The following is a 22324-nucleotide window of genomic DNA, read 5'->3' as shown; positions in this document are numbered from 1 at the left end:
GCCATGGTCAGTTCTCTTCCTTGAGTTCGCGGTAGGCGGCCACGAGGGCGGCGGTGGAGGGGTCGAGACCGGGCACCTCTGTGCCCTCGGTCAGTGCGGGCTCTACCCGCTTGGCGAGGACCTTGCCGAGTTCGACGCCCCACTGGTCGAAGGAGTCGATGTGCCAGATCGCGCCCTGGACGAACACCTTGTGCTCGTACAGCGCGACCAGCTGGCCGAGGACCGACGGGGTCAGCTCGGGGGCGAGGATCGTGGTGGTCGGGTGGTTGCCGAGGAAGGTGCGGTGCGGGATCTGCGCCTCGGGCACGCCCTCCGCGCGCACCTCGTCGGCGGTCTTGCCGAAGGAGAGCGCCTGCCCCTGTGCGAACAGGTTGGCCATCAACAGGTCGTGCTGCGCCTTGAGTTCATCGCTCAGCTCGCCGACGGGCCGAGCGAAGCCGATCAGGTCGGCGGGGATCAGCCGGGTGCCCTGGTGGATCAGCTGGTAGTAGGCGTGCTGCCCGTTGGTGCCGGGTGTGCCCCACACCACTGGGCCGGTGGTCCAGCCCACCGTGTGTCCATCGCGGTCGACCGACTTGCCGTTGGACTCCATGTCGAGCTGCTGCAAGTAGGCGGTGAACTTGGAGAGGTAGTGGCTGTACGGCAGCACCGCGTGCGACTCGGCCTCGAAGAAGTTGCCGTACCAGACGCCCAGCAGGCCCAGGAGCAGCGGGGCGTTGGCCTCGGCGGGCGCGTTCTTGAAGTGCTCGTCGACGGTGTGGAAGCCGTCGAGCATCTCCCGGAACCGGTCCGGGCCGATGGCGATCATCAGGGAGAGCCCGATCGCCGAGTCGAACGAGTAGCGGCCGCCGACCCAGTCCCAGAACTCGAACATGTTGTCCGGGTCGATACCGAACTCGGTGACCTTCCCGGCGTTCGTCGACAGCGCGACGAAGTGCCGGGCCACCGCCTTGTCTCCCCCACTCTCGAATTCGCTCGAGCGGGAGGTGCCCCCATCGCCCAGCCCGGCGAGCAGCCAGGACCGTGCCGACGTGGCGTTGGTGATCGTCTCGATCGTGGTGAACGTCTTCGAGGCGACGATGAACAGCGTCTCCGCCGGGTCCAGGTCGCGGACGGCCTCGTGCAGGTCGGCGCCGTCGACGTTCGACACGAAGCGGAACGTCAACTCCCGTGCGGTGTACGGGCGCAGCGCCTCGTACGCCATCGCCGGGCCCAGGTCGGAGCCGCCGATGCCGATGTTGACGACATTGCGGATGCGGCGGCCGGTGTGGCCGGTCCAGGCGCCGGAACGGACCCGCTCGGCGAAGTCGGCCATCTTGTCGAGGACGGCGTGCACGCCTGGGACGACGTTCTCGCCGTCGACCTCGATCACCGCGTCCCGCGGGGCGCGCAGCGCGGTGTGCAGCACGGCGCGGTCCTCGGTGATGTTGATGCGGTCGCCGCGGAACATGGCGTCGCGCAGCCCGAACACCTCGGTGGCGGCGGCGAGTTCCTGGAGCAGCGCCAGCGTCTCGTTGGTGATCAGGTGCTTGGAGTAGTCGATGCGCAGATCGCCGACGCGTACGACATACCGCTCCGCGCGCCCGGGCTCGTCCGCGAACAGCTCACGCAGCCGGGGGCGTTGCAGCGCGTCGGCGCGGTGGTCCTCCAGGGCCGTCCACTCGGGCCGCCTGGTCGGCTTGGGGAAGTCAGACATGGGAGACGGTCTCCTTGGTGGCCTCGCCCCTCAGGGCGATGGCGTACATCTCGTCCGCGTCGAGGCGCCGCAGCTCCTCGGCGATGAGTTCGGAGGTGGTGCGGACCTTCAGGGCGAGGGTGCGTGAGGGCTGGCCGGGCAGGGAGAGTGTGGCCAGCGGGCCCTCGGGGCGGTCGATGACGATCTCGCCGTTCGCGGTGCCGAGGCGGACCGCCGTGACGAGCGGACCGGCGGTGACGACCCGGTCGACGGTGACGCCGAGGCGGGCCTCCAGCCAGCGGGCCAGCAGTTCGGCCGCCGGGTTCTCCTCCTCGGCCTCGACGGCCGCCGAGGTCACCTCCACCCGGGCTTGGTCGAGGGCCGCGGCCAGCATCGAGCGCCACGGGGTCAGCCGGGTCCAGGCGAGGTCGGTGTCGCCGGGCGCGTAGGAGCGGACCCGGGTCTCCAGGACCCGCAGCGGGTCGTCCACGGCGTACAGGTCGGTGATCCGGCGCTGGGCCAGCGCGCCCAGCGGGTCCTTCGCCGGGTTCTCAGGCGCCTCCGCCGGCCACCACACCACGACCGGCGCGTCCGGCAGCAGCAGTGGCAGGACGACGGAGTCGGCGTGGTCGGACACCTCGCCGTACGTCCGCAGGATCACCGTCTCGCCGGTGCCCGCGTCGGCGCCCACCCGGACCTCGGCGTCGAGGTGGGAGGCGGTGCGGTCGCGCGGCGTGCGGGCGTGCCGCTTGATGACGACCAGGGTGCGCGCGGGGTGCTCGTGCGAAGCCTCCTCGGCCGCCTTGATCGCGTCGTAGGCGTTCTCCTCGTCCGTGACGATGACCATCGTCAGGACCATGCCCACCGCCGGTGTGCCGATGGCGCGGCGCCCCTGCACCAGCGCCTTGTTGATCTTGCTTGCCGTGGTGTCGGTCAGGTCGATCTTCATGGCCTGCGCCAGCTCCGTCCGTCTCGTGCGAGCATCTCGTCGGCTTCCTCGGGTCCCCAGCTGCCCGAGGCGTACTGCGCGGGCCTGCCGTGGTTCGCCCAGTACTTCTCGATCGGATCGAGGATCTTCCAGGACTCTTCCACTTCCTGGTGACGGGGGAACAGGTTGGCGTCGCCCAGAAGGACGTCGAGGATGAGCCGCTCGTACGCCTCCGGGCTGGACTCCGTGAACGACTCGCCGTACGCGAAGTCCATCGACACGTCCCGGATCTCCATCGAGGTGCCCGGCACCTTCGATCCGAACCGGACCGTCATGCCCTCGTCGGGCTGGACACGGATGACGATCGCGTTCTGGCCGAGTTCCTCGGTCGCCGTCGAGTCGAAGGGGGAGTGGGGTGCCCGTTTGAAGACGACCGCGATCTCGGTGACGCGGCGGCCCAGCCGCTTGCCGGTGCGCAGGTAGAAGGGGATGCCCGCCCAGCGCCGGTTGTCGACCTCCAGCTTGATCGCCGCGTAGGTGTCGGTCGCCGACCTGGAGTCGATGCCGTCCTCCTGGAGGTATCCGGGCACCTTCGCGCCGCCCTGCCAGCCCTCCGCGTACTGAGCGCGGACCGTGTGCTCGCCCAGGTTCTCCGGCAGCCGCACGGACTTCAGGACCTTCAGCTTCTCGGTCAGCAGGGACTCCGCGTCGAACGCGATGGGTTCCTCCATCGCGGTGAGCGCCATCAGCTGGAGAAGGTGGTTCTGGATGACGTCACGGGCGGCGCCGATGCCGTCGTAGTACCCGGCCCGGCCCCCGATGCCGATGTCCTCGGCCATCGTGATCTGGATGTGGTCGACATACGACCGGTTCCAGATCGGCTCGTACATCTGGTTGGCGAAGCGGAGCGCCAGGATGTTCTGGACGGTCTCCTTGCCGAGGTAGTGGTCGATACGGAAGACCTGGTCCGGCTCGAACACGTCGTGCACGATCGCGTTCAGCTCACGGGCGCTGGCGAGGTCGTGGCCGAACGGCTTCTCGATCACCGCGCGCCGCCAGGAGCCCTCGGGCGCGTCCGCCAGCCCGTGCTTCTTCAGCTGCTGGACGACCTTCGGGAAGAACTTCGGCGGTACGGAGAGATAGAAGGCGTAGTTGCCGCTGGTGCCCCGCGAGGCGTCCAACTCGTCGACGGCGGACCGGAGTTGCTTGAACGCCTGGTCGTCGTCGAAGTCGCCGGGGATGAACCGCATGCCCTCGGCGAGCTGATGCCAGACCTCCTCACGGAACTCCGTACGCGCATGCTCGCGCACCGAGTCGTGCACGACCTGCGCGAAGTCCTGGTCCTCCCAGTCCCGCCGGGCGAAGCCGACGAGGGAGAAGCCCGGCGGGAGCATGCCGCGGTTGGCGAGGTCGTACACCGCCGGCATCAGCTTCTTGCGGGACAGATCGCCGGTGACGCCGAAGATGACGAGCCCGGACGGGCCCGCGATCCGCGGGAGCCGGCGATCACGGGCGTCGTGCAGCGGGTTGGCCCAGTCGACCTCGGTCAGTTCCTCGCTCATTCCCCGTCGACCTCCTTGCTGCTCAGCGACTTCGCCACGGCGTCCAGCAGGTCCTGCCAGGCCACCGCGAACTTGGCGACGCCCTCGTCCTCCAGCTGCCGCACGACCTCGTCGTAGGAGATCCCGAGCGTCTCCACGGCGGCCAGGTCGGCGCGTGCCTGGGCGTAGCCGCCGCTCACCGTGTCGCCGGTGATCACGCCGTGGTCGGCGGTGGCGTTCAGCGTGGCCTCCGGCATCGTGTTGACGGTGCCGGGCGCGACCAGCTCGTCGACGTACAGCGTGTCCTTGTACGCCGGGTCCTTCACGCCGGTCGAGGCCCACAGCGGGCGCTGCTTGTTGGCGCGGGCGCCGGCGAGGGCGGTCCAGCGGGTGCCGCCGAAGACCTCCTCGTATGCCTCGTAGGCGAGCCGTGCGTTGGCGAGCGCTGCCTTGCCCTTCAGGCCGAGGGCCTCATCCGTGCCCAGCACCGTCAGCCGCTTGTCGATCTCGCTGTCGACGCGGGAGACGAAGAACGAGGCCACGGAGTGGATGGCGGCGAGGTCGAGGCCCTTCGCGGAGGCCTTCTCCAGACCCGCGAGATAGGCGTCCATGACCTCGCGGTACCGCTCCAGGGAGAAGATCAGCGTGACATTGACGCTGATACCGAGGCCGATGACCTCGGTGATCGCCGGGAGACCGGCCTTCGTCGCCGGAATCTTGATCATCACGTTGGGCCGGTCGACCAGCCAGGCGAGCTGCTTGGCCTCGGCGACGGTCGCCTTGGTCTGGTGGGCGAGGCGCGGGTCGACCTCGATGGAGACCCGGCCGTCCCGTCCGCCGGTCGCGTCGTACACCGGCCGCAGGATGTCGGCGGCGGCACGGACGTCGGCGGTGGTCATCATCCGTACGGCCTCGTCGACAGTCACTTCGCGCGCGGCGAGGTCGGCGAGCTGCTCCTCGTAGCCCTCACCCGAGCCGATCGCGCCCTGGAAGATCGACGGGTTGGTGGTGACGCCGACGACGTGCTTGCCGGCGATGAGTTCGGCGAGGTTGCCGGAGGTGATCCGCTTGCGGGACAGGTCGTCCAGCCAGATGGAGACGCCCTCGTCGGACAGGCGCTGGAGGGCTTCCGCGGTGGCGGTCGCTTCGATGGTCACAGTGTCATCCTCTTTCTGGCGATCGGATCAGGCACGCGCGGCGGCGAGGGAGGCCCGGGCCGCGGCGGCGACGTTCTCGGCGGTGAATCCGTACTCGGCGAACAGGGCCTTGGCGTCGGCGGAGGCGCCGAAGTGCTCCAGCGAGACGATGCGTCCCGCGTCCCCCACGAAGCGGTACCACGTCAGACCCACCCCGGCCTCGACGGCGACACGCGCCCTCACGGACGGCGGAAGGACGCTCTCGCGGTACTCACGCGGCTGCTCCTCGAACCACTCCACGGACGGCATCGACACCACCCGGGTGCCCACACCCTCGCCCTCCAGCTCCTCGCGCGCGGCGACCGCGAGCTGGACCTCCGAGCCGGTGGCGATCAGGATCACCTCGGGCGCCGCGGTGGAGGACTCGCGCAGGACGTAACCGCCCTTGGCCGCGTCCTCGTTGCGCGCGTACGTCGGCACGCCCTGCCGGGTGAGGGCGAGGCCGTGCGGAGCCGGGTTGGTCGCGTGCCGCTGGAGGATCTCGGCCCAGGCGACGGCGGTCTCGTTGGCGTCGGCGGGCCGGACGATGTTCAGGCCCGGAATCGCACGCAGCGAGGCCAGATGCTCGACCGGCTGGTGTGTCGGGCCGTCCTCGCCGAGCCCGATGGAGTCATGCGTCCACACGTAGGTCACCGGCAGCTGCATCAGCGCGGACAGGCGCACGGCGTTGCGCATGTAGTCGGAGAACACCAGGAAGGTGCCGCCGTAGATGCGGGTGTTGCCGTGCAGGGCGATGCCGTTCATCGCCGCCGCCATGGAGTGCTCGCGGATGCCGAAGTGGACCGTACGGCCGTACGGGTCGGCCTCCGGCAGCGGGTTGCCCTTCGGCAGGAAGGACGACGTCTTGTCGATGGTGGTGTTGTTCGAGCCGGCCAGGTCGGCGGAGCCGCCCCACAGCTCGGGCAGCACCGGGCCAAGCGCCTGGAGGACCTTGCCGGAGGCGGCGCGGGTGGCGAGGGACTTGCCCTCCTCGAAGACGGGAAGCGCGGACTCCCAGCCCTCGGGCAGCTGACCGGCCACGACCCGGTCGAAGAGGCGGGCGCGCTCGGGGGAGGCCGCGCGCCACTCGGCGATCCGCTTGTCCCAGGCGGCGTGCGCCTCGGCGCCCAGGTCGAGGGCGGTACGGGTGTGGGCGAGGACGTCGCCCGCGACCTGGAAGGTCTGCTCCGGGTCGAAGCCGAGGACGCGCTTGGTGGCGGCCACCTCGTCCGCGCCGAGCGCCGAGCCGTGCGAAGCCTCGGTGTTCTGCGCGTTCGGGGCGGGCCAGGCGATGATCGTGCGCAGCGCGATGATCGAGGGGCGCCCGGTCTCGGCCTGCGCGGCCTTCAGCGCCGTATGGAGGGCGTGGACATCGATGTCGCCGTCGGCGGCGGGCTCGATGCGCTGGGTGTGCCAGCCGTAGGCCTCGTACCGCTTCAGGACGTCCTCGGAGAAGGCCGTCGCGGTGTCGCCCTCGATGGAGATGTGGTTGTCGTCGTACAGGAAGACCAGGTTGCCGAGCTTCTGGTGCCCCGCGAGGGAGGAGGCCTCCGCGGAGATCCCCTCCTCCAGGTCGCCGTCGGAGACGATCGCCCAGATGGTGTGGTCGAAGGGGGACTCGCCCTCGGCCTCCTCGGGGTCGAACAGCCCGCGCTCGTACCGGGCGGCCATCGCCATGCCGACGGCGTTCGCGACGCCCTGACCGAGCGGACCGGTCGTGGTCTCGACACCCGCCGTGTGCCCGTACTCGGGATGGCCCGGCGTCTTCGACCCATGGGTCCGGAACGCCTTCAGGTCGTCCAGCTCCAGCTCGTACCCGGCGAGGAAGAGCTGGGTGTAGAGGGTGAGCGAGGTGTGGCCGGGGGAGAGAAGGAAACGATCCCGCCCGGTCCACTCCGGATCGGCGGGATCGTGACGCATCACCTTCTGAAAGATCGTGTACGCGGCCGGAGCCAGGCTCATCGCGGTGCCGGGGTGTCCGTTCCCCACTCGCTGTACGGCATCGGCCGCCAGGATGCGGGCGGTGTCGACGGCACGCCGGTCGAGCTCGGTCCACTCGAGACGGTCTGATGTCTGCGCGCTCATCTTCAAGAAGTCCTCACGGGAAGTGTCTGACCAGCGGAACGCCTTCAAAACTAAAAGTCTGACTTTTTGGAGGGAAGGTCATCGTGTGCCAGCCTGTGGTGAAACTGGGACACGGACGGCGCGACAGGGGCGGCACGAGAAGGACATGGCGGACACAACCATCCAAGCCGCAGGCGGTGACGGGAGCGGAGACGGCATCCGAACGTTCCCTTTCCCGGTCGAGCTGAGCGTGTGCGGTGTCGGTATGCAGGTCGGCCCGATGGGCACCGACCGCACCTGGCACGCCGCCGACGCCCCGCTGCACCGCGTGCACCGCATCGACTTCCACGTGGTGATGCTCATCAGCGAGGGCCCCGTACACCACATGATCGACTTCGCCGAGTACGAGGCGACGGCCGGCGACATCCTCTGGATCCGCCCCGGCCAGGTACACCGTTTCTCCCGCACGAGCGAGTACCGCGGCACCGTCCTGACCATGCAGCCGGGTTTCCTGCCGCGCGCCACCGTGGAGGCGACCGGCCTCTACCGCTACGACCTGCCGCCCCTGCTCCGCCCCGACGAGGCGCAACGCACCGGTCTGCAGGCGGCCCTGGACCAGCTGCGGCGCGAGTACGAGGACACGAGCACGCTCCCCCTGAGCCTGCACACCGCGGTTCTACGCCACTCCCTCACGGCGTTCCTGCTGCGCCTGGCTCACCTCGCGGCCAGCTCCGCGGAGGCGGCACGCCGGCAGGCCGACACCACCTTCACCCTCTTCCGGGACGCGGTCGAGAAGGGCTTCGCCGCCAACCACAGCGTCAGCGCCTACGCCGACGCCCTCGGCTACTCCCGCCGCACGCTCGTCCGCGCCGTCCGCGCCGCCACCGGCGAGACCCCCAAGGGCTTCATCGACAAACGCGTCATCCTCGAGGCCAAGCGCCTCCTGGCCCACACGGACATGCCCATCGGCCGCATCGGCGCCGCCGTCGGCTTCCCCGACGCCGCCAACTTCTCCAAGTTCTTCCACCAGCACACGGACCTGACACCGGCGGCGTTCCGGGCGGAGCTTCGGTGATGCCCCGCGAGGGCGGTTCAGGCCTCGCGGGGCATGTCAATACAGCTCTCACCTCCCGAAGTTGAACCAGTTCACATTCACGAAGTCCGCCGGCTGGCCGCTGGTGAAGGTGAGATACACGTCGTGTGTTCCGGTGACGGAGCTGATGTTCGCCGGAACGGTCCGCCAGGACTGCCAGCCGCCGGTGTCGCCGATGGCGAAGCTTCCGATGGGTGCGTTGGTACGACTGTCCAGGCGCACCTCGACCAGACCGCTCACGCCGGACCCGGCACCGCTCGCCACCCTGGCGTTGAACTGAGTCGCCGCCGTGGAGCCGAAGTTGACGCCCCGGAACAGTGCCCAGTCGCCGTTGCCCACCGCCCCGATGTTCTGCCCGCCGCCCGAGTCCAGCGTCGACTCGGTCATCGTGCCGGACTGTCCGTCGAACGACTCGGCCTGGATGGCACTGTAGGCGTCACGGTTGCCGGTCGGCGGAGGTGTGGTACCGCTCCCGCTGGACAACACCTGGACGTAGTCGACGACCATCGAGTGCCCCGGCACGGTCGCGGCGTCCGGGCCGCCGCCGAACGCGTCCACGAAGCCGCCGCCCATCGCCACGTTCAGGATGATGAAGAAGCCGTGGTTGGTGGCGTTGGTCCAGGTCGTCGCGTCGACCTGATCGGCGCGCACGGTGTGGTAGTTGATGTCGTCGACGTAGAACCGGATCTGCTCCGGGCTGGTCGAGCGGTCCCACTCCATCGCGAAGGTGTGGAAGCCCGCCTGGCAGGTGGCGCCGGGACAGGCGCGCGAACCGCCGATGCCCGTCGTCTCGTTGCACGGCCCGCCGGGGCTCGTACCGCAGTGCATCGTCGACCACACGGTGTTGAGGCCCTGGACGTTCTCCAGGATGTCCAGCTCGCCGACGCTCGGCCAGTTCCACAGGTTGCCGCGGTAGGGCGTGCCCAGCATCCAGAACGCGGGCCAGTAGCCGCGGGCCGCGGCGCCGGTGACGTTCGGCATCTGGATCCGGGACTGCACCCGCAGCTTGCCGCCCGCCGGCGGCTGGAAGTCGCCGCGGTTGGTCTCGATGCGGCCGGAGGTCCAGTTGCCGGAGGCGTCGCGGCGCGGGGTGATGCGCAGGTTGCCGCTGCCGTCCAGGGCCACGTTGTTCGTGCTGGACGTCATGTTCTCGATCTCGCCGGTGCCCCAGTTGGCGGGGCCGCCGGGGTATCCGTGGCCGGTCGCGTACTGCCAGTTCTGGGTGTTGACGCCGGTGCCCGCGGCGCCGTTGAAGTCGTCCACGAAGACCTGCGTCCAGCCCGACGGCGGCGGGGGAGCGTCGGCGATTGCGGACGGGGTGGCGGCGGTGGCGGCGACCGCCGCGAGACCGAGGGTGCTCAGGACGGCGACGAGCGTGCGGCGCAGGCGGCGCCGTCTGTGGGGTGTGCCGGAGGTTTCACTCATGGGGAGGTGCCTCTCGGGTACGGAGTCGATATGCGCGGGATGCTCTCTGAGAGCGCTCTCAGAGTGCCGCCAATGTGCTCCCGGTCACTCCGGTCGTCAAGAGGTAAAACCGTGAACGCCCCTGCGGCTCGGTGGAGTTCACACCATGAAAGGACGCGTACCGGCCCAAAGCGCGCCGACCGGCGCGGGCGTCGACCCGCGCCGGCCCGCGTCAGCCGCCGTCAAACCCGCTCGCCCGCGTACGTCGGCTGCTTCGGTGCCGCCTCCTCGCTCAGTCCGAACCGGTCGTGGGCCCGCCGCAGCGGCTTCGGTGCCCACCAGGCGTACCGGCCCAGCAGCGCCATCGTCGCCGGGACGAGCAGCATCCGTACGACCGTGGCGTCGATGAGGACCGCAAGGGTCAGACCGAGGCCGATCTGCAGGATGGGCGAGAAGCCGCCGGTCATGAACGCGCCGAAGACGACGGCGAGGAGCAGGGCGGCGCAGGTGACCACGCGGCCGGAGCGGCGTAGTCCGGTCACCACGGCTTCCTGGTCGTCGCCGGTCTGCTGCCGGGCCTCCCGCATCCGGGCCAGGATGAACAGCTCGTAGTCCATGGCGAGTCCGAACGCGATCGCGACGATCAGCGGTGGCGCGGTGAGACTGAGCGCGCCCAGTTCCTGGGAGCCCAACAAGCCTGCCAGATGGCCGTCCTGGAACACCCAGATCACCACACCCAGTGCGGCGCCCAGGCTGAGCAGCGTGGTCAGGATGGTGCGCAGCGGGATCAGCACCGAGCCGGTGAACGCGAACAGCAGGGCGAAGATGCCGGCCAGGACGGTCACGGCCGCCCAGGGCGCGCGGTCGGAGAGCATGTCGCGGAAGTCGACCAGCCGGGCCGCCACGCCGGTGACCTCGACCGGCTCGTCGCCGCGCAGGTCCCGTACCTGTTTGACGAGGTCGGTCGCCGCGTCGCCGTCGACGCTGCCAGGCGGCTGGAGTTCCATGACCGTGGTGCCGCCCGGCAGTTCGCGGGTTTCCGCGGCCGGGGACAGCGCACGGATCTCGTCCGCGGTGGCGGGGTCGGTGCCGGGCTTGAGAACCACCGTGATCGGCGAGACGCCGGTGCCCGGTGGGAAGTGCGCGTCGACGGTGTCGTACAACTGCCGTGCCTCGGTGCTCGACGGCAGTTGGTCGGCGCCGCCGATGTTGATGCGCATGCCGGACACGGGCAGCGCCAGGACGAGGAGCACCGGGACGACGACCGCGACCACGGCGATACGGCGGCGGGCGGCGAAGCGGGCCAGGCGGGCGAACAGGCGGCCCTCCTCGCCCTCGGGCCGCTCCTTCGCCGGGGCGATCTTCGCGCCGAACTTGGTCAGGAGCGCGGGCAGCAGCGTCAGCGCGGCCAGCATGTCGATGACCACCACCGCCGCCACGGCCAGGCCCATGCTGCGCAGGAAGATGCTCGGGAACACGAGCAGCCCGGTCAGGCTGACCGCCACCGTGAGTCCCGAGAACAGCACGGTCCGACCGGCCTGTTCGACCGTGCGGTGCACCGCCTCGACGACGTCCGCGGTGTGCCGGCGTTCCTCGCGGAAGCGGACCACCATCAACAGGGCGTAGTCCACGGCGAGTCCGAGGCCCAGCATCGTCGTCACCTGGATCGCGTACACGGAGATGTCGGTGACCTGGCTGAAGCCGAACAGCGCCAGGAACGCGCCCGCGATCCCGCTGACCGCCACCATCAGCGGCAGTCCGGCCGCGCGCAGCCCGCCGAAGATGACCAGCAGCAGCGCCAGCACGACCGGCAGGGAGATCAACTCCGCGTTCCGTACGTCCTCCTGGGCGCGCTCACCGAGCTGGGTGCCCAGCAACGAGCCGCCGCTGACGTGGACTTCGGGCGCGTCGATCTGATGGATGCGGGCGGCTGCCGCGTCCACCGCCGCCTCCTCGTCCTCGTCGTCCAGACCGCCCTGGAGGGTGACGGAGACGAGCAGCGCCTGTCCGTCCTCGGCGATCAGGCCGCGGGTCGCATACGGGTCCGGTACCGCCGCGACCCCGGCGATGTCCCGGACGTCCGCGACGGCCCGCTCGACCTGGGTGCGCAGGGCGGGGTCGGAGACGGCGACGCCCTCGACGACGCCGGTGATCGAGTCACCGGTCGGGTCGACGCCGTCGAGGTGCTGCGCGGCCCGCTCAGACTCCGTGCCGGGCACTTCGGGCACGTTGTCGGAGAGCCGGCTGAAGACGCCCGTTCCGAGCCCGAAGCCGAGCAGCAGGAAGAGCACCCACAAGAGGATGACGGTGAGCGGACGGCGGGTAGCCGTCCGGGCGAGCGTGGCGAGCACGGTCCCTCCCGGCGAGTCGTCGGTTGACTTCGCCTTCAGGCTCGTGCGCGCGGGGGTGTCACCGGATCGCCGGAGGGAGCGGTTTCGGGGACTGGGCCGTACGAGGGAGGCGGGCCCGTGTCTCCCTCGCTAGGGGGAGCCGGGGGTCACCAGGCCGGTCTCGTACGCGCAGATCACGGCCTGCACCCGGTCCCTCAGACCGAGCTTGCTGAGCACATTGCTGACATGCGTCTTGACGGTGTGCTCGCTGACGAAGAGGGTCGTGGCGATCTCGGCGTTGGACAGTCCGCGGGCGAGCATCCGCAGGGTCTCCACCTCGCGCGCGGTCAGGATCTCCAGCCGGTCGGGCGTGACCTCGGCGGTGGCCTCCTCGCGGCGGCGCCGCACGATGTCCGCGACCAGCCGGCGGGTCACGGTCGGGGCGAGCAGCGAGTCGCCGCCCGCGACGACCCGGACGGCGTGCACCAGGTCGTCCCGGCGGACGTCCTTGAGTAGGAAGCCGCTGGCGCCCGCGTACAGCGCCTCGTAGACGTACTCGTCGAGGTCGAACGTGGTGAGCATGACGACCTTGCAGCTGGACTGCGCGCACACCTGCCGGGCCGCCTCCAGGCCGTCCGTGCCGGGCATGCGGATGTCGAGCAGCAGGACGTCGGGGGTGTGCTGCCGCACCGCGGCGACCGCCTCCGCGCCGTCGCCCGCCTCGGCGACCACCTCGATGTCCGGCTGCGCCTCCAGGATCATGGTGAAGCCGCTGCGGACCAGCTCCTGGTCGTCGGCGACGACCACACGGATGCTCACCCCAGCGCCGCCTGCCGGTCCACGGCCGGGAGGCGTACGACGACCTGGAAGCCGCCGTCCGGGCCGCGCCCGGCGCGTGCGCTGCCCCCGCAGGCGGCGGCGCGCTCACGGATGCCGATCAGACCGTGCCCGCCGCCCGGACCGGACGGGCCCCGCCCGTCGTCCGTCACCACCACTCTCAATTCGTCCTCCAGCCAGTCGAGCGCGACCGTCGCGGAGGAAGCGTACGCATGCTTCACCGTGTTGGTGAGGGCCTCCTGCACGACACGGTAGGCGGCGACCTCGGTGTCCGGCGGCAGCGGGCGGGGCTCGCCCGTGGTGCGCAGCGCGATGTGCAGGCCGGTGGAGTCGGTGACCTGGCGGACCAGGCCGGACAGGGCGGCCACCCCCGGCTGCGGCAGCCGGTCCGTGGCGCCGTCGCGCCGCTCTTCCTTGAGGACCCCGAGGATCCGGCGCAGCTGGCCCATCGCGTCCCGGCCGGTGGCCGCGATCGCGTCGAACGCGGCCTCCGCGCGCACCGGATCGCTGCGCACCACCACCGGTCCCGCCTCGGCCTGCACCACCATCAGGCTCACCGCGTGGGCCAGGATGTCGTGCATGTCCCGGGCGATCCGGGCACGCTCCTGCGCCGTCGCCCGAGCGGTGTCCGCGGCGCGCTCCCGCTCCAGGCGGCGGGCCCGGTCCACCAGCGCCGCGGTGTAGGCGCGCTGGACGCGGGCGAGGATGCCGAACCCGTATGCGCAGACGACGCTCAGCAGTTGGAAGGCGTACTCGAAGGGGAGGGGATTCGCCTTGTGCTGCATGGTGACGGTGACCCCGATCAGCCATCCCAGCAGCATCACGCGCCGCTGCCAGGGCGGAGCCACGGCGGCCAGCGTGTACAGGATGACCATGCCGCCGTACATGATCTCCGGCGGCGGCGCGTGATACACGGCCATGACGGGCGTGGCCGCCGACACCAGGCACGCGGTAGCGAACGGCGCCCGGCGCCGCCACACCAGCGGCACGGCGGTGGCCGCCGCGAGCAGCCAGCCCTGCCAGGTCAGCTTCTCGTCGCTGTCGCCGGGGAAGATCCACTGCAGCGAGGCGGCGAACAGCACCAGCGCGGCCAGCGCGCCGTCGACGACGTACGGATTCGCCGTGCGCAGCCGGGTGACGGCAGGCGTGATCCAAGGCGGTGGGGACATGGGCGGCTCCTCGGGGCAAGGGCCCTTCCAGTATTGCGACGGCGAAGCGGACGGGGCCTCACCGGTGAGAGGGATATCGTCTCTTCCGTTTGTGATCATTCTGATGCCGTGGAGGGGGAACCTCCGCCGCGAACTTGGCCTCTCAATGGTCGAAACAGAGCGTTCACAGCGTGTGCATGGTTTTGGACCGACGGTTGCGATCACCATCGGTTCTGCTGCCCGCACCCGCCGTCACCCAGGAGACCCGTATGCCGAGCCGCCGCCGATTCCTCACTGGGGCCCGCCGCCGCGCCCGTCGCGCTCGCGGCGGCCACGGCGTGCGAGGCCGGTGACGAGGCGCAGCCCGCGCAGCTCAACAAGCCCGCCGCGGCCATGCCCGCCGTGCAGGGCCCGGCGTCGGACCGGCTCAACTTCGTGGTGATCCTCGCCGACGACCTCGGCTACGGCGAACTCGGCTCCTACGGCCAGAAACTGATCCACACTCCGCGCCTGGACGCCCTCGCCGCCGAGGGCCTGCGCTTCACCGAGGCCTACGCCGCCGCCCCGGTGTGCGCGCCCTCACGCTGCTCGCTCCTCACCGGCCTGCACAGCGGACACTCCACCGTGCGCGAGAACCCCTGGGGACCGGGCGGCCAAGGCGCCCTGACCGACCGGGACTTCACCTTCGCCGAGGCGCTGCGGGCGCTCGGCTACCGCACCGGCATCATCGGCAAGTGGGGCTTCGGACCCGAGCTCCCGGACCAGCCGAGCCACCCCAACTCCCGCGGTTTCGAGGAGTTCTACGGCTACATCGGCCACGGCCACGCCCACGACTACTTCCCCGAGTACCTGTGGCACAACGGCACCCGCGAGGAGATCCCCGAGAACAAGGACGGCGCCCGCAAGGTCTACGCCCCCCACCTGATCCAGGACCGCGCGCTCAGCTTCATCAACGCCCACCAGAGCGAGCCGTTCCTGCTCTATCTCGCCCCCACCGTGCCGCACGCCCCCAGCCAGGACCCGGACGCCGGCGAGTACGCCGACCGGCCCTGGACCGGCCCCAACAAGCGGCACGCCGCCCAGGTCACCTCCTTCGACACCCTGGTCGGCAACGTCACCGACCGGCTCACCGAACTCGGCATCGCGGACCGCACCATCGTCCTCGTCACCAGCGACAACGGCCCGCACGAAGAGGGCGCCACCGACCCCGAACTCTTCAACGGCAACGGCCCGTTGCGCGGCATCAAGCGCAACCTCTACGAGGGCGGCATCCGCGTCCCGCTCATCGCCTGGTCCCCGCAGCACGTACGGTCCGGCACCACCGACCGCCCCACCCCGCTCACCGACCTGTTGCCCACCCTCGCCGACCTCGCGGGCGCACCCGCCCCGACCGACGTCGACGGCCTCTCCCTCGCCCCGCTGCTGCGCGGCTCCAAGGACGCCGCCCGCCACGACAGCCTGTACTTCTACCGCAACCACGCCAACATCACCCCGCGTTCCGACGCCTACGACCTCGGCCGGGGCCGCCGTCTCGCGGAGGCGCTGCGCCGCGGCGACCTCAAGGCCGTGCGGTTCGCACCCGGACAGAACCGGCGGGCGCCCGACGACCAGTGGGACGTAGAGCTGTACGACCTCGCCAAGGACCCCGGCGAACTCCACGACCTCGCCGCCGCACGGCCCGCGCAGGCGGACGAGCTGGTGAAGCTGATGCGTGAGTCATGGACCCCGGTCTACCGCCGCAAGCCCTTCGGTGTCAGCCTCCAAGTAGCAGGTCAAGGCCTGGACTTCACGGTCACCGCCACCTTCACCAACAGCTCCGCCCGCCCCTGGACCTCCGCCCGCCTCACCCTGCACACCCCGAGCGGCTGGCGCATACACGCCCTGGACGCCCTCTCCACGCCCCGCCTGGACACAGGCGAACACCTCACGGCCCGCTGGAAGGTCACCCCCACACAGGTCGCGACAGCCACGACACTCATCTGCCGGGGCACGGCAGAGCACGCGGACGAAGAAGTGACGTACACGGCGAGCACGACACTCAACTGATGCAGGGCTCGACAGCGCCCCGCCAGGGGCGCGGGGAACTGCGCGACCAGCCACAACGAACCCGCAGACAACCGACGGCCTAACGCGGCGTATCCCGCGGAGCGACCGGTTGCCATCCAAGCGCCCGAGAGATCCCCCGCGCAGCAAGCCGCACCGCCGGAATCAACGCCGGCACCTGCGCATCGACCTGGGGCACCACGATCGACACGGCAGCGACCACCGCCCCGCCAGCGCCGCGTACCGGCGCGGCCACCGAAAGCGCGTCCTCCGTGACCTGACGGCTGCTCACCGCCACCCCGGTGCGCCGCACCTCGGCCAGCACCCGGCGCAGCCGCACCGGATCGGTGACCGTGTACGGCGTGAAGGAGGCGAGCGGCCCGGAGCAGTACTCCTCCTGGGACTCGGGATCACTGTGCGCCAGCAGCACGAGCCCGACCCCGGTCGCGTGCAACGGCCAGCGCGCGCCGACGCGGATGTGCACGCCGACCGCGGAGCGCCCGGAGAGCCACTCGATGTAGACCACCTCGGCGCCGTCCCGCACCGCCAACTGCACGTTCTCGTGGGTGGCTTCGTACAGGTCCTCCAGATACGGCAGGGCGACCTGCCGCAGCGCCAGCCCGCGCGGGGCGAGTGCGGCGACCTCCCACAGCCGCAGGCCGACGTGGTAGACCCCCGACTCGTCCCGCTCCAGGGCGCCCCACTCGGTGAGGGCGCCCACGAGCCGGTGCGCGGTGGTCAGGCTCAGTCCGGCCCGGCGGCTGATGTCCGTCAGCGACAGCGCGGAGTGCTCGTGGTCGAACGCCGAGAGCACGGACAGCAGCCGGTCAGGGGCGGAGCGGGCGGTCATGGGCGGGTGGCTGCGGGGTGCGCGAGGTCGTAGGGGCGGGGGTAGGGGGCGGGGTGGTATGTCACATACCGCGGCTCGTTCGCCGGGTCCGCCACCTCGGCCCGGTCATTGAGGCTGCTCGGCGAGGTGTCCCAGCGGCCGGTGTCCAAGCGGTGCTCCAAGGTGTCCAGGGCGCCGATCATCTCGCCCGGGGTGAAGGTGCAGTGGCCGGGCCCGTCGACATAGGCCTGGCGCAGCAGCGGGCCCGAACCCCCGGCTGCGGCGGCCCGGCGGTAGGCGCTCTCGGCCTGCACCGGAATCAGCGCGTCGCCGGTCGTGTGGATGTTGAGCTGCGGGTCGGTGAGCCGGCCCTTGAAGACGCTGGTGTCCCGCATCCACCGCACCGCCGAGGGATCGGCCGAGACCCGGGGCGCGCGGTTGAGCGCCGTGAGGTCGGTGCGCAGGGACAGGCCCGCCTTTCGGTACAACTCCGTCACCTCCTTGAACAGCGGGGAGCGGTGCAGCATCGCGGTGTAGTCGACGCCCGTGTTCCAGGACATGTTCCCCCCGGCACGGCTCTCCGCCTCCTGCCGCCAGGAGAATGCGGGCAACTGGAGGAGCCCTTGGAGGGCGGTGTACTGGTTGGCCTGCTGGGCGTCCCAGTCGGTGGGCGCCGGTTCGGTCTGCGTGGGGTCGTTGTACCCGGGGATGTTGTGCAGGGCGGCGGCGAGGGCGATCCGGGCGCGGCCCTCAGCGGTCTGCTGGGCCGCGGTGACCTTCGTCGTGAGTGTCTGCGCGGCGCTCTGCGCCTGCGCCTGGTCGGCGAATCCGGTGAGCGGGATGCCCGAGTCGGGCGCCAGCAGCGCCTTCAGTGCGAACACCGGGTCCAGCGTGCTGTTCCAGTTGGCGACGCCGCCCTGCACCAGACCGCACATGGAGAGCGATCCGTCGAACCGGTCCGCGTGCCGCTCGGCGAGGGTCGTCGTGACGAGGCCGCCGTACGAGGTGCCCCAGGCGACGGTCCGCCGTGCCGTGCCGAACTTGTCGGTGAACAGGTCGAGAGTGGCGAGCTGGTCCGGCACGGCTTCCGTGACCGCCCAGCCGTTCGTGGCGTACGAGGAGCCGATGAGGGCGTAGCCCTGGTCGAGGAGCTTGTCCAGGGTGGCCGAATCAGGCGCGTTCTGGGCGGGGTTGGGCCAACCGGCAGCGTGGTAGCCGTGGCTGTAGAGCAGCACGGTGCCGTTCCAGTCGGCGGGTACGTCCATCATGTAGGCGGCGCCCGAGGGGAGTTGGCCCTCTAGGTGCGTGTCCGTGGCTGCCGCCTGAGCGGGGGCCGCGGACACGGCGCACAGGGCAACGGCCAGCAGCGCGATACGGGTTCTCAACGGGGGGTCCCTTCCGGTGTGGGGGTCATGGCGTGGGTCTCGTGGTTCTCCAGCGCGTTCGCGCGTGTCTCGCGCAGGCGCCAGACGGTGAGCGCGGTGACGGCGGCGCCGCCGCACAGCAGCAGCGAGACGGGCGTGCTGCCGCCGCCGTACGAGGCGAGCAGGCTGCTCGCGATCAGCGGCGAGAATCCCGCGCCGACCAGCGTTGCCGCCTGGTAGCCGAGGGAGGCGCCCGTGTAGCGGACCCGGGTGCCGAACATCTCGGTGAGCAGGGCGCCGAGCGGGCCGTACATCGTCGACTGGGCGACGCCGTGGCCGAGGGCCAGGGCGAGGATCAGCAGGCCGGGGGAGCCGGAGTCGACCAGGGCGAGTACCGGGAAGGCGAGCGCGGCCGAGGCGACGGCGCCGGCGAGGACGACCGGGCGGCGGCCGACCCGGTCCGACAGGGCGGACGCGGCGGGCAGCACCAGCAGGGCGACGCAGGAGGCGATGGTCACGGCGGTGAGCACCTGTGAGCGGCTGTACCCGTTGTCGACGGCGTACGAGATCATGAAGCCGGTCAGCAGTGACTGCGCGGTGAACGCGCCGATGCCGACACCGCAGGCCATCAGCACGGGCTTCGGCCGGCGCAGCACCTCCACCACCGGGGGCTTCGCCTGCGGCTCCCGCTTGACCTGCGCAAACAGCGGGCTCTCCGCAACCTTGAGGCGGACGAACAGGCCCACGGCCAGCAGCACGATGCTCAGCAGGAACGGCACTCGCCAGCCCCAGGCGCGGAACTGGTCGTCGGGGAGGCCGGAGACGAGGGTGACCATTCCGGCCGAGAGTACGGAGCCGAGCGGGGCGCCGAGCATGGTGAAGCTGGACCACATGCCGCGCCGGCCGCTCTGGGTGCGCTCGGCGTGCTCGACGACCATGAGGGTCGCGCCGCCCCACTCACCGCCGATGGCGATGCCCTGCACCACGCGCAGCGTGACCAGCAGGATGGGGGCCCACACGCCGATCGTGTCGTAGGTCGGCAGGACGCCGATCAGGAAGCTGCCGCAGCCCATCAGGGCCATGGTCAGCAGCATCATCGACTTACGGCCGATCCGGTCGCCGAAGTGGCCGAAGACGATGCCGCCCAGCGGACGGGCGACATAGCCGGCGGCGAAGGTGCCGAAGGCCGCGATGGTGCCGACCGCCGGGTCGGCCTTGGGGAAGAACAGCTCGCCGAAGACCAGCGCGGCGACGGTGCCGTAGACGAGGAAGTCGTAGAACTCGACTGCGGTGCCGAGGAGTCCGGACAGTGCGACGCGGCGCAACTGCCGGGTGTCGGGGGGTGGTTGAGCGGTGGAGGGGGATGGGTGCACGGTGAGCTCCCTGGGGGCGGGTCTCGGGCTCCCCGTGAAGCTAGGCACCTCTCATGCGGCCGTCAATCATTTGCACAACATTAACTCGGTCCGTCCTCCACGATCCGCAGCAGCAGCGCCTGCAGCGTCTCCCGCTCGGCCGCGTCCAGCGGGCCCAGCAGATCGTTGGTCACCCGCAGCCCGGCTTCGTCGGTGCCGCGCAGGAAGGAGCGGCCTTCCTCGGTGAGGACCACGATCCGGCTGCGGCGGTCGTCCGGGGCGGGGCGGCGCTCGGCGAAGCCCAGCTTCTCCAGGTCGTCGATCAGGCCGACGATCGCGCTCGGGTCGTAGCCGAGCCGGGCGCTCAGCTCGCGCTGCAGCGCCCCCTCGCCGGTGGCGAGGAAACGCAGTACCGCGTAGTGGCGCAGGCGCAGCCCCGACTCCTGGAGGAAGGAGTTGAAGAGCTGACCCGAGCGCAGGCCCAGCCGGTACAGCAGGTAGCCCGTGTCCGCATGTAGTCCGCGCATCCATGGCTCGTTCGCGTCGATGGGCTTCGGGGTGGCGTGCTGGCGTGTGATGGCGGGCTCCCTGTGCTCGATCGATGTGTCCTGGAGATTTCAGCATGTCCCACACTGAGGTCATCAACAACTATTGACGTTAACAATTATTGCTCTTAGCTTCGATCTCGGAAGCCGCACCCCATGTGCCACCGCTTGAAGGGACTCGCTCGTGCCCAGCATCGATCTCACCGGCAAGGTCGCCGTCGTCACCGGCAGCGGCCGGGGCCTCGGCCTCGCCTATGCGCACGCCCTCGCCGCCCACGGCGCCTCCGTGGTCGTCAACGACATCGACGAGGCCGTGGCCGAGCAGGCCGTGAAGTCCATCACCGCGGCCGGCGGCACCGCCGTCGCCGAGGTCGTCCCGGTCGGTACGACCGAGGCCGCCGAGCGGCTGGTGAACCGCGCCGTCGAGGAGTTCGGCAGGCTCGACGTCCTGGTCACCAACGCGGGCATCCTGCGCGACAAGGTCCTGTGGAAGATGACCGACGACGACTTCGACGCGGTGATCACCACCCACCTCAAGGGCACCTTCACCTGCGCCCGCGCCGCCGCCGTCCGGATGCGCGAGCAGGGCGAGGGCGGCTCGCTGATCCTGGTCGGCTCCCCGGCCGGGCAGCGCGGCAACTTCGGGCAGACGAACTACGCCGCCGCGAAGGCCGGCATCGCCGCCATGGCCCGCACCTGGTCGATGGAGCTGGGCCGCGCGAACATCACCGTGAACGCCATCGTGCCGGTCGCCGCGACCGCGATGACCGAGACCATCCCCGCCTTCGCCCCGTACGTCGAGGCTATGAAGAACGGCGAGCCGCTCCCGGACTTCCTCCGCAAGGGCGAGGGCTTCGGCACCCCCGAGGACTGCGCGGCCCTCGTTCCCTTCCTCGCCTCCGAGGCGGCGCGCGGCATCACCGGGCAGGCCATCGGCATCGGCGGCGACAAGGTGGCACTCTGGTCGCATCCGCAGGAGATCAAGGCGGCGTACGCCGACGGCGGCTGGACCCCGGACACGCTGGCCGCCGCCTTCCCGACCTCGGTGGGTGCCGAACCGCAGTCGGTGGGCATCCCCGCGCCCAAGCTGCCGGAGGCGTGATGGCACCCCCCATGAACATCGACGAGCTCGTCGCCATCGACGTCCACACCCACGCGGAGGTGTCCTCCAAGGGCCACTCCTCCCTGGACGACGACCTGCACGACGCCTCCTCCGCCTACTTCAAGGTGGAGGGCAAGCGGAAGCCGACCATCGAGGAGACGGCCGCCTACTACCGTGAGCGGAAGATGGCCGCCGTGATCTTCACGGTCGACGCCGAGTCCGCGACCGGCACCGCGCCCGTCCCGAACGAGGAGGTCGCCGAGGCCGCCGCCGCCAACGCGGACGTCCTCATCCCCTTCGCGTCCATCGACCCGTTCCGGGGTAAGGCGGGCGTGAAGCAGGCCAGGCGCCTGGTCGAGGAGTACGGGGTGAAGGGCTTCAAGTTCCACCCCAGCATCCAGGGCTTCTTCCCCAACGACCGCTCGGTGGCGTACGACCTGTACGAGGTGATCGAGGAGACCGGCACCATCGCGCTCTTCCACACGGGTCAGACGGGCATCGGGGCCGGCGTGCCCGGCGGGGGCGGCATCCGCCTCAAGTACTCGAACCCGCTCCACGTGGACGACGTGGCGGCCGACTTCCCGCACCTCAAGATCATCCTGGCGCACCCGTCCTTCCCCTGGCAGGACGAGGCCCTCGCCGTCGCCACGCACAAGCCCGGCGTGCACATCGACCTGTCCGGCTGGTCACCGAAGTACTTCCCGCCGCAGCTCGTGCAGTACGCCAACACACTGCTCAAGGACAAGGTCCTCTTCGGCTCCGACTTCCCCGTCCTCACCCCCGACCGCTGGCTCGCCGACTTCGAGAAGCTGACGATCAAGGACGAGGTCAAGCCGAAGATCCTCAAGGAGAACGCCGCCCGTCTGCTCGGGCTGACGAAGCCATAAGGGGTCG

General features: G+C 70.6%; 17 protein-coding genes. 4 read left to right on the top strand and 13 right to left on the bottom strand.

Annotated elements, in window-relative coordinates:
* Nucleotides 1-7 precede the first annotated feature (7 nt).
* The 5 genes from pgi to tkt are packed head-to-tail and all read right to left on the bottom strand — an operon-like array spanning nucleotide 8 to nucleotide 7404.
* Nucleotides 8-1696, bottom strand: coding sequence for a glucose-6-phosphate isomerase (pgi, locus tag AB0I98_RS31170; protein ID WP_362947835.1), 1689 nt, complete (start codon nucleotides 1694-1696; stop codon nucleotides 8-10).
* Nucleotides 1689-2624, bottom strand: a complete 936-nt coding sequence (opcA, locus tag AB0I98_RS31165) for a glucose-6-phosphate dehydrogenase assembly protein OpcA (protein ID WP_362947834.1) — start codon at nucleotides 2622-2624, stop codon at nucleotides 1689-1691. Before opcA ends, pgi begins: the two co-directional genes overlap by 8 nt.
* The gene (gene zwf, locus AB0I98_RS31160) at nucleotides 2621-4165 is read right to left on the bottom strand and encodes a glucose-6-phosphate dehydrogenase (protein ID WP_362947832.1); all 1545 of its coding nucleotides are present in this window, start codon (nucleotides 4163-4165) and stop codon (nucleotides 2621-2623) included. Before zwf ends, opcA begins: the two co-directional genes overlap by 4 nt.
* On the bottom strand, nucleotides 4162-5301 hold the full coding sequence (gene tal, locus AB0I98_RS31155) for a transaldolase (protein ID WP_362947831.1): 1140 nt from the start codon (nucleotides 5299-5301) through the stop codon (nucleotides 4162-4164). Before tal ends, zwf begins: the two co-directional genes overlap by 4 nt.
* Nucleotides 5302-5328: 27 nt before the next feature.
* Nucleotides 5329-7404: a transketolase gene (gene tkt, locus AB0I98_RS31150; RefSeq protein ID WP_362947830.1), complete on the bottom strand. Its 2076-nt coding sequence runs from the start codon at nucleotides 7402-7404 to the stop codon at nucleotides 5329-5331.
* Nucleotides 7405-7549: 145 nt separating this feature from the next.
* Here tkt and AB0I98_RS31145 point away from each other — a divergent pair, with 145 nt between their 5' ends.
* Complete coding sequence (locus AB0I98_RS31145; RefSeq protein WP_362947829.1) at nucleotides 7550-8458, top strand: AraC family transcriptional regulator; 909 nt, start codon at nucleotides 7550-7552, stop codon at nucleotides 8456-8458.
* Between the two features lie 48 nt (nucleotides 8459-8506).
* Here AB0I98_RS31145 and AB0I98_RS31140 read toward each other — a convergent pair whose 3' ends face one another.
* The 4 genes from AB0I98_RS31140 to AB0I98_RS31125 all read right to left on the bottom strand — a co-directional run bounded on the left by AB0I98_RS31140 (nucleotide 8507) and on the right by AB0I98_RS31125 (nucleotide 14216).
* Complete coding sequence (locus tag AB0I98_RS31140; RefSeq protein WP_362947827.1) at nucleotides 8507-9901, bottom strand: glycoside hydrolase family 16 protein; 1395 nt, start codon at nucleotides 9899-9901, stop codon at nucleotides 8507-8509.
* Between the two features lie 221 nt (nucleotides 9902-10122).
* On the bottom strand, nucleotides 10123-12231 hold the full coding sequence (locus AB0I98_RS31135) for an efflux RND transporter permease subunit (protein ID WP_362947825.1): 2109 nt from the start codon (nucleotides 12229-12231) through the stop codon (nucleotides 10123-10125).
* Between the two features lie 129 nt (nucleotides 12232-12360).
* The gene (locus AB0I98_RS31130) at nucleotides 12361-13029 is read right to left on the bottom strand and encodes a response regulator transcription factor (protein WP_362947824.1); all 669 of its coding nucleotides are present in this window, start codon (nucleotides 13027-13029) and stop codon (nucleotides 12361-12363) included.
* A complete protein-coding gene (locus AB0I98_RS31125; RefSeq protein ID WP_362947822.1) occupies nucleotides 13026-14216 on the bottom strand; it encodes a histidine kinase in 1191 nt (396 codons plus the stop codon). The genes AB0I98_RS31130 and AB0I98_RS31125 overlap by 4 nt, the downstream gene beginning before the upstream one ends.
* Nucleotides 14217-14588: 372 nt before the next feature.
* On the opposite strand from AB0I98_RS31125, the gene AB0I98_RS31120 reads away from it, so the two are divergent.
* Nucleotides 14589-16241 carry a sulfatase-like hydrolase/transferase gene (locus AB0I98_RS31120; protein WP_362947821.1) on the top strand — a complete coding sequence of 551 codons (1653 nt, stop codon included), beginning with the start codon at nucleotides 14589-14591 and terminating at the stop codon, nucleotides 16239-16241.
* A 79-nt stretch (nucleotides 16242-16320) separates the two neighbouring features.
* Here the strand turns inward: AB0I98_RS31120 and AB0I98_RS31115 are convergent, their stop codons facing one another.
* From AB0I98_RS31115 to AB0I98_RS31100, 4 genes are all read right to left on the bottom strand, one after another.
* Nucleotides 16321-17088, bottom strand: coding sequence for an IclR family transcriptional regulator (locus AB0I98_RS31115; RefSeq protein WP_362947819.1), 768 nt, complete (start codon nucleotides 17086-17088; stop codon nucleotides 16321-16323).
* On the bottom strand, nucleotides 17085-18452 hold the full coding sequence (locus AB0I98_RS31110) for an alpha/beta fold hydrolase (RefSeq protein WP_362947817.1): 1368 nt from the start codon (nucleotides 18450-18452) through the stop codon (nucleotides 17085-17087). The genes AB0I98_RS31115 and AB0I98_RS31110 overlap by 4 nt, the downstream gene beginning before the upstream one ends.
* Nucleotides 18449-19804, bottom strand: coding sequence for an MFS transporter (locus AB0I98_RS31105; protein ID WP_362947815.1), 1356 nt, complete (start codon nucleotides 19802-19804; stop codon nucleotides 18449-18451). Before AB0I98_RS31105 ends, AB0I98_RS31110 begins: the two co-directional genes overlap by 4 nt.
* Before the next feature lie 80 nt (nucleotides 19805-19884).
* Nucleotides 19885-20310: a MarR family transcriptional regulator gene (locus tag AB0I98_RS31100; RefSeq protein WP_362947813.1), complete on the bottom strand. Its 426-nt coding sequence runs from the start codon at nucleotides 20308-20310 to the stop codon at nucleotides 19885-19887.
* A 202-nt stretch (nucleotides 20311-20512) separates the two neighbouring features.
* On the opposite strand from AB0I98_RS31100, the gene AB0I98_RS31095 reads away from it, so the two are divergent.
* Both AB0I98_RS31095 and AB0I98_RS31090 read left to right on the top strand, forming a co-directional pair.
* Nucleotides 20513-21430 carry an SDR family oxidoreductase gene (locus tag AB0I98_RS31095; protein WP_362947812.1) on the top strand — a complete coding sequence of 306 codons (918 nt, stop codon included), beginning with the start codon at nucleotides 20513-20515 and terminating at the stop codon, nucleotides 21428-21430.
* An 11-nt stretch (nucleotides 21431-21441) separates the two neighbouring features.
* Entirely contained in the window at nucleotides 21442-22317 is an 876-nt protein-coding gene (locus AB0I98_RS31090; RefSeq protein ID WP_362947847.1) for an amidohydrolase family protein, read from the top strand.
* The last annotated feature ends 7 nt before the right edge of the window (nucleotides 22318-22324 follow it).

This window comes from Streptomyces sp. NPDC050211 (assembly GCF_040656035.1).
Classification (GTDB): domain Bacteria; phylum Actinomycetota; class Actinomycetes; order Streptomycetales; family Streptomycetaceae; genus Streptomyces.
Note: the sequence above shows the minus strand (reverse complement) of the source record. Positions and strands in the feature narration are given on the sequence as shown.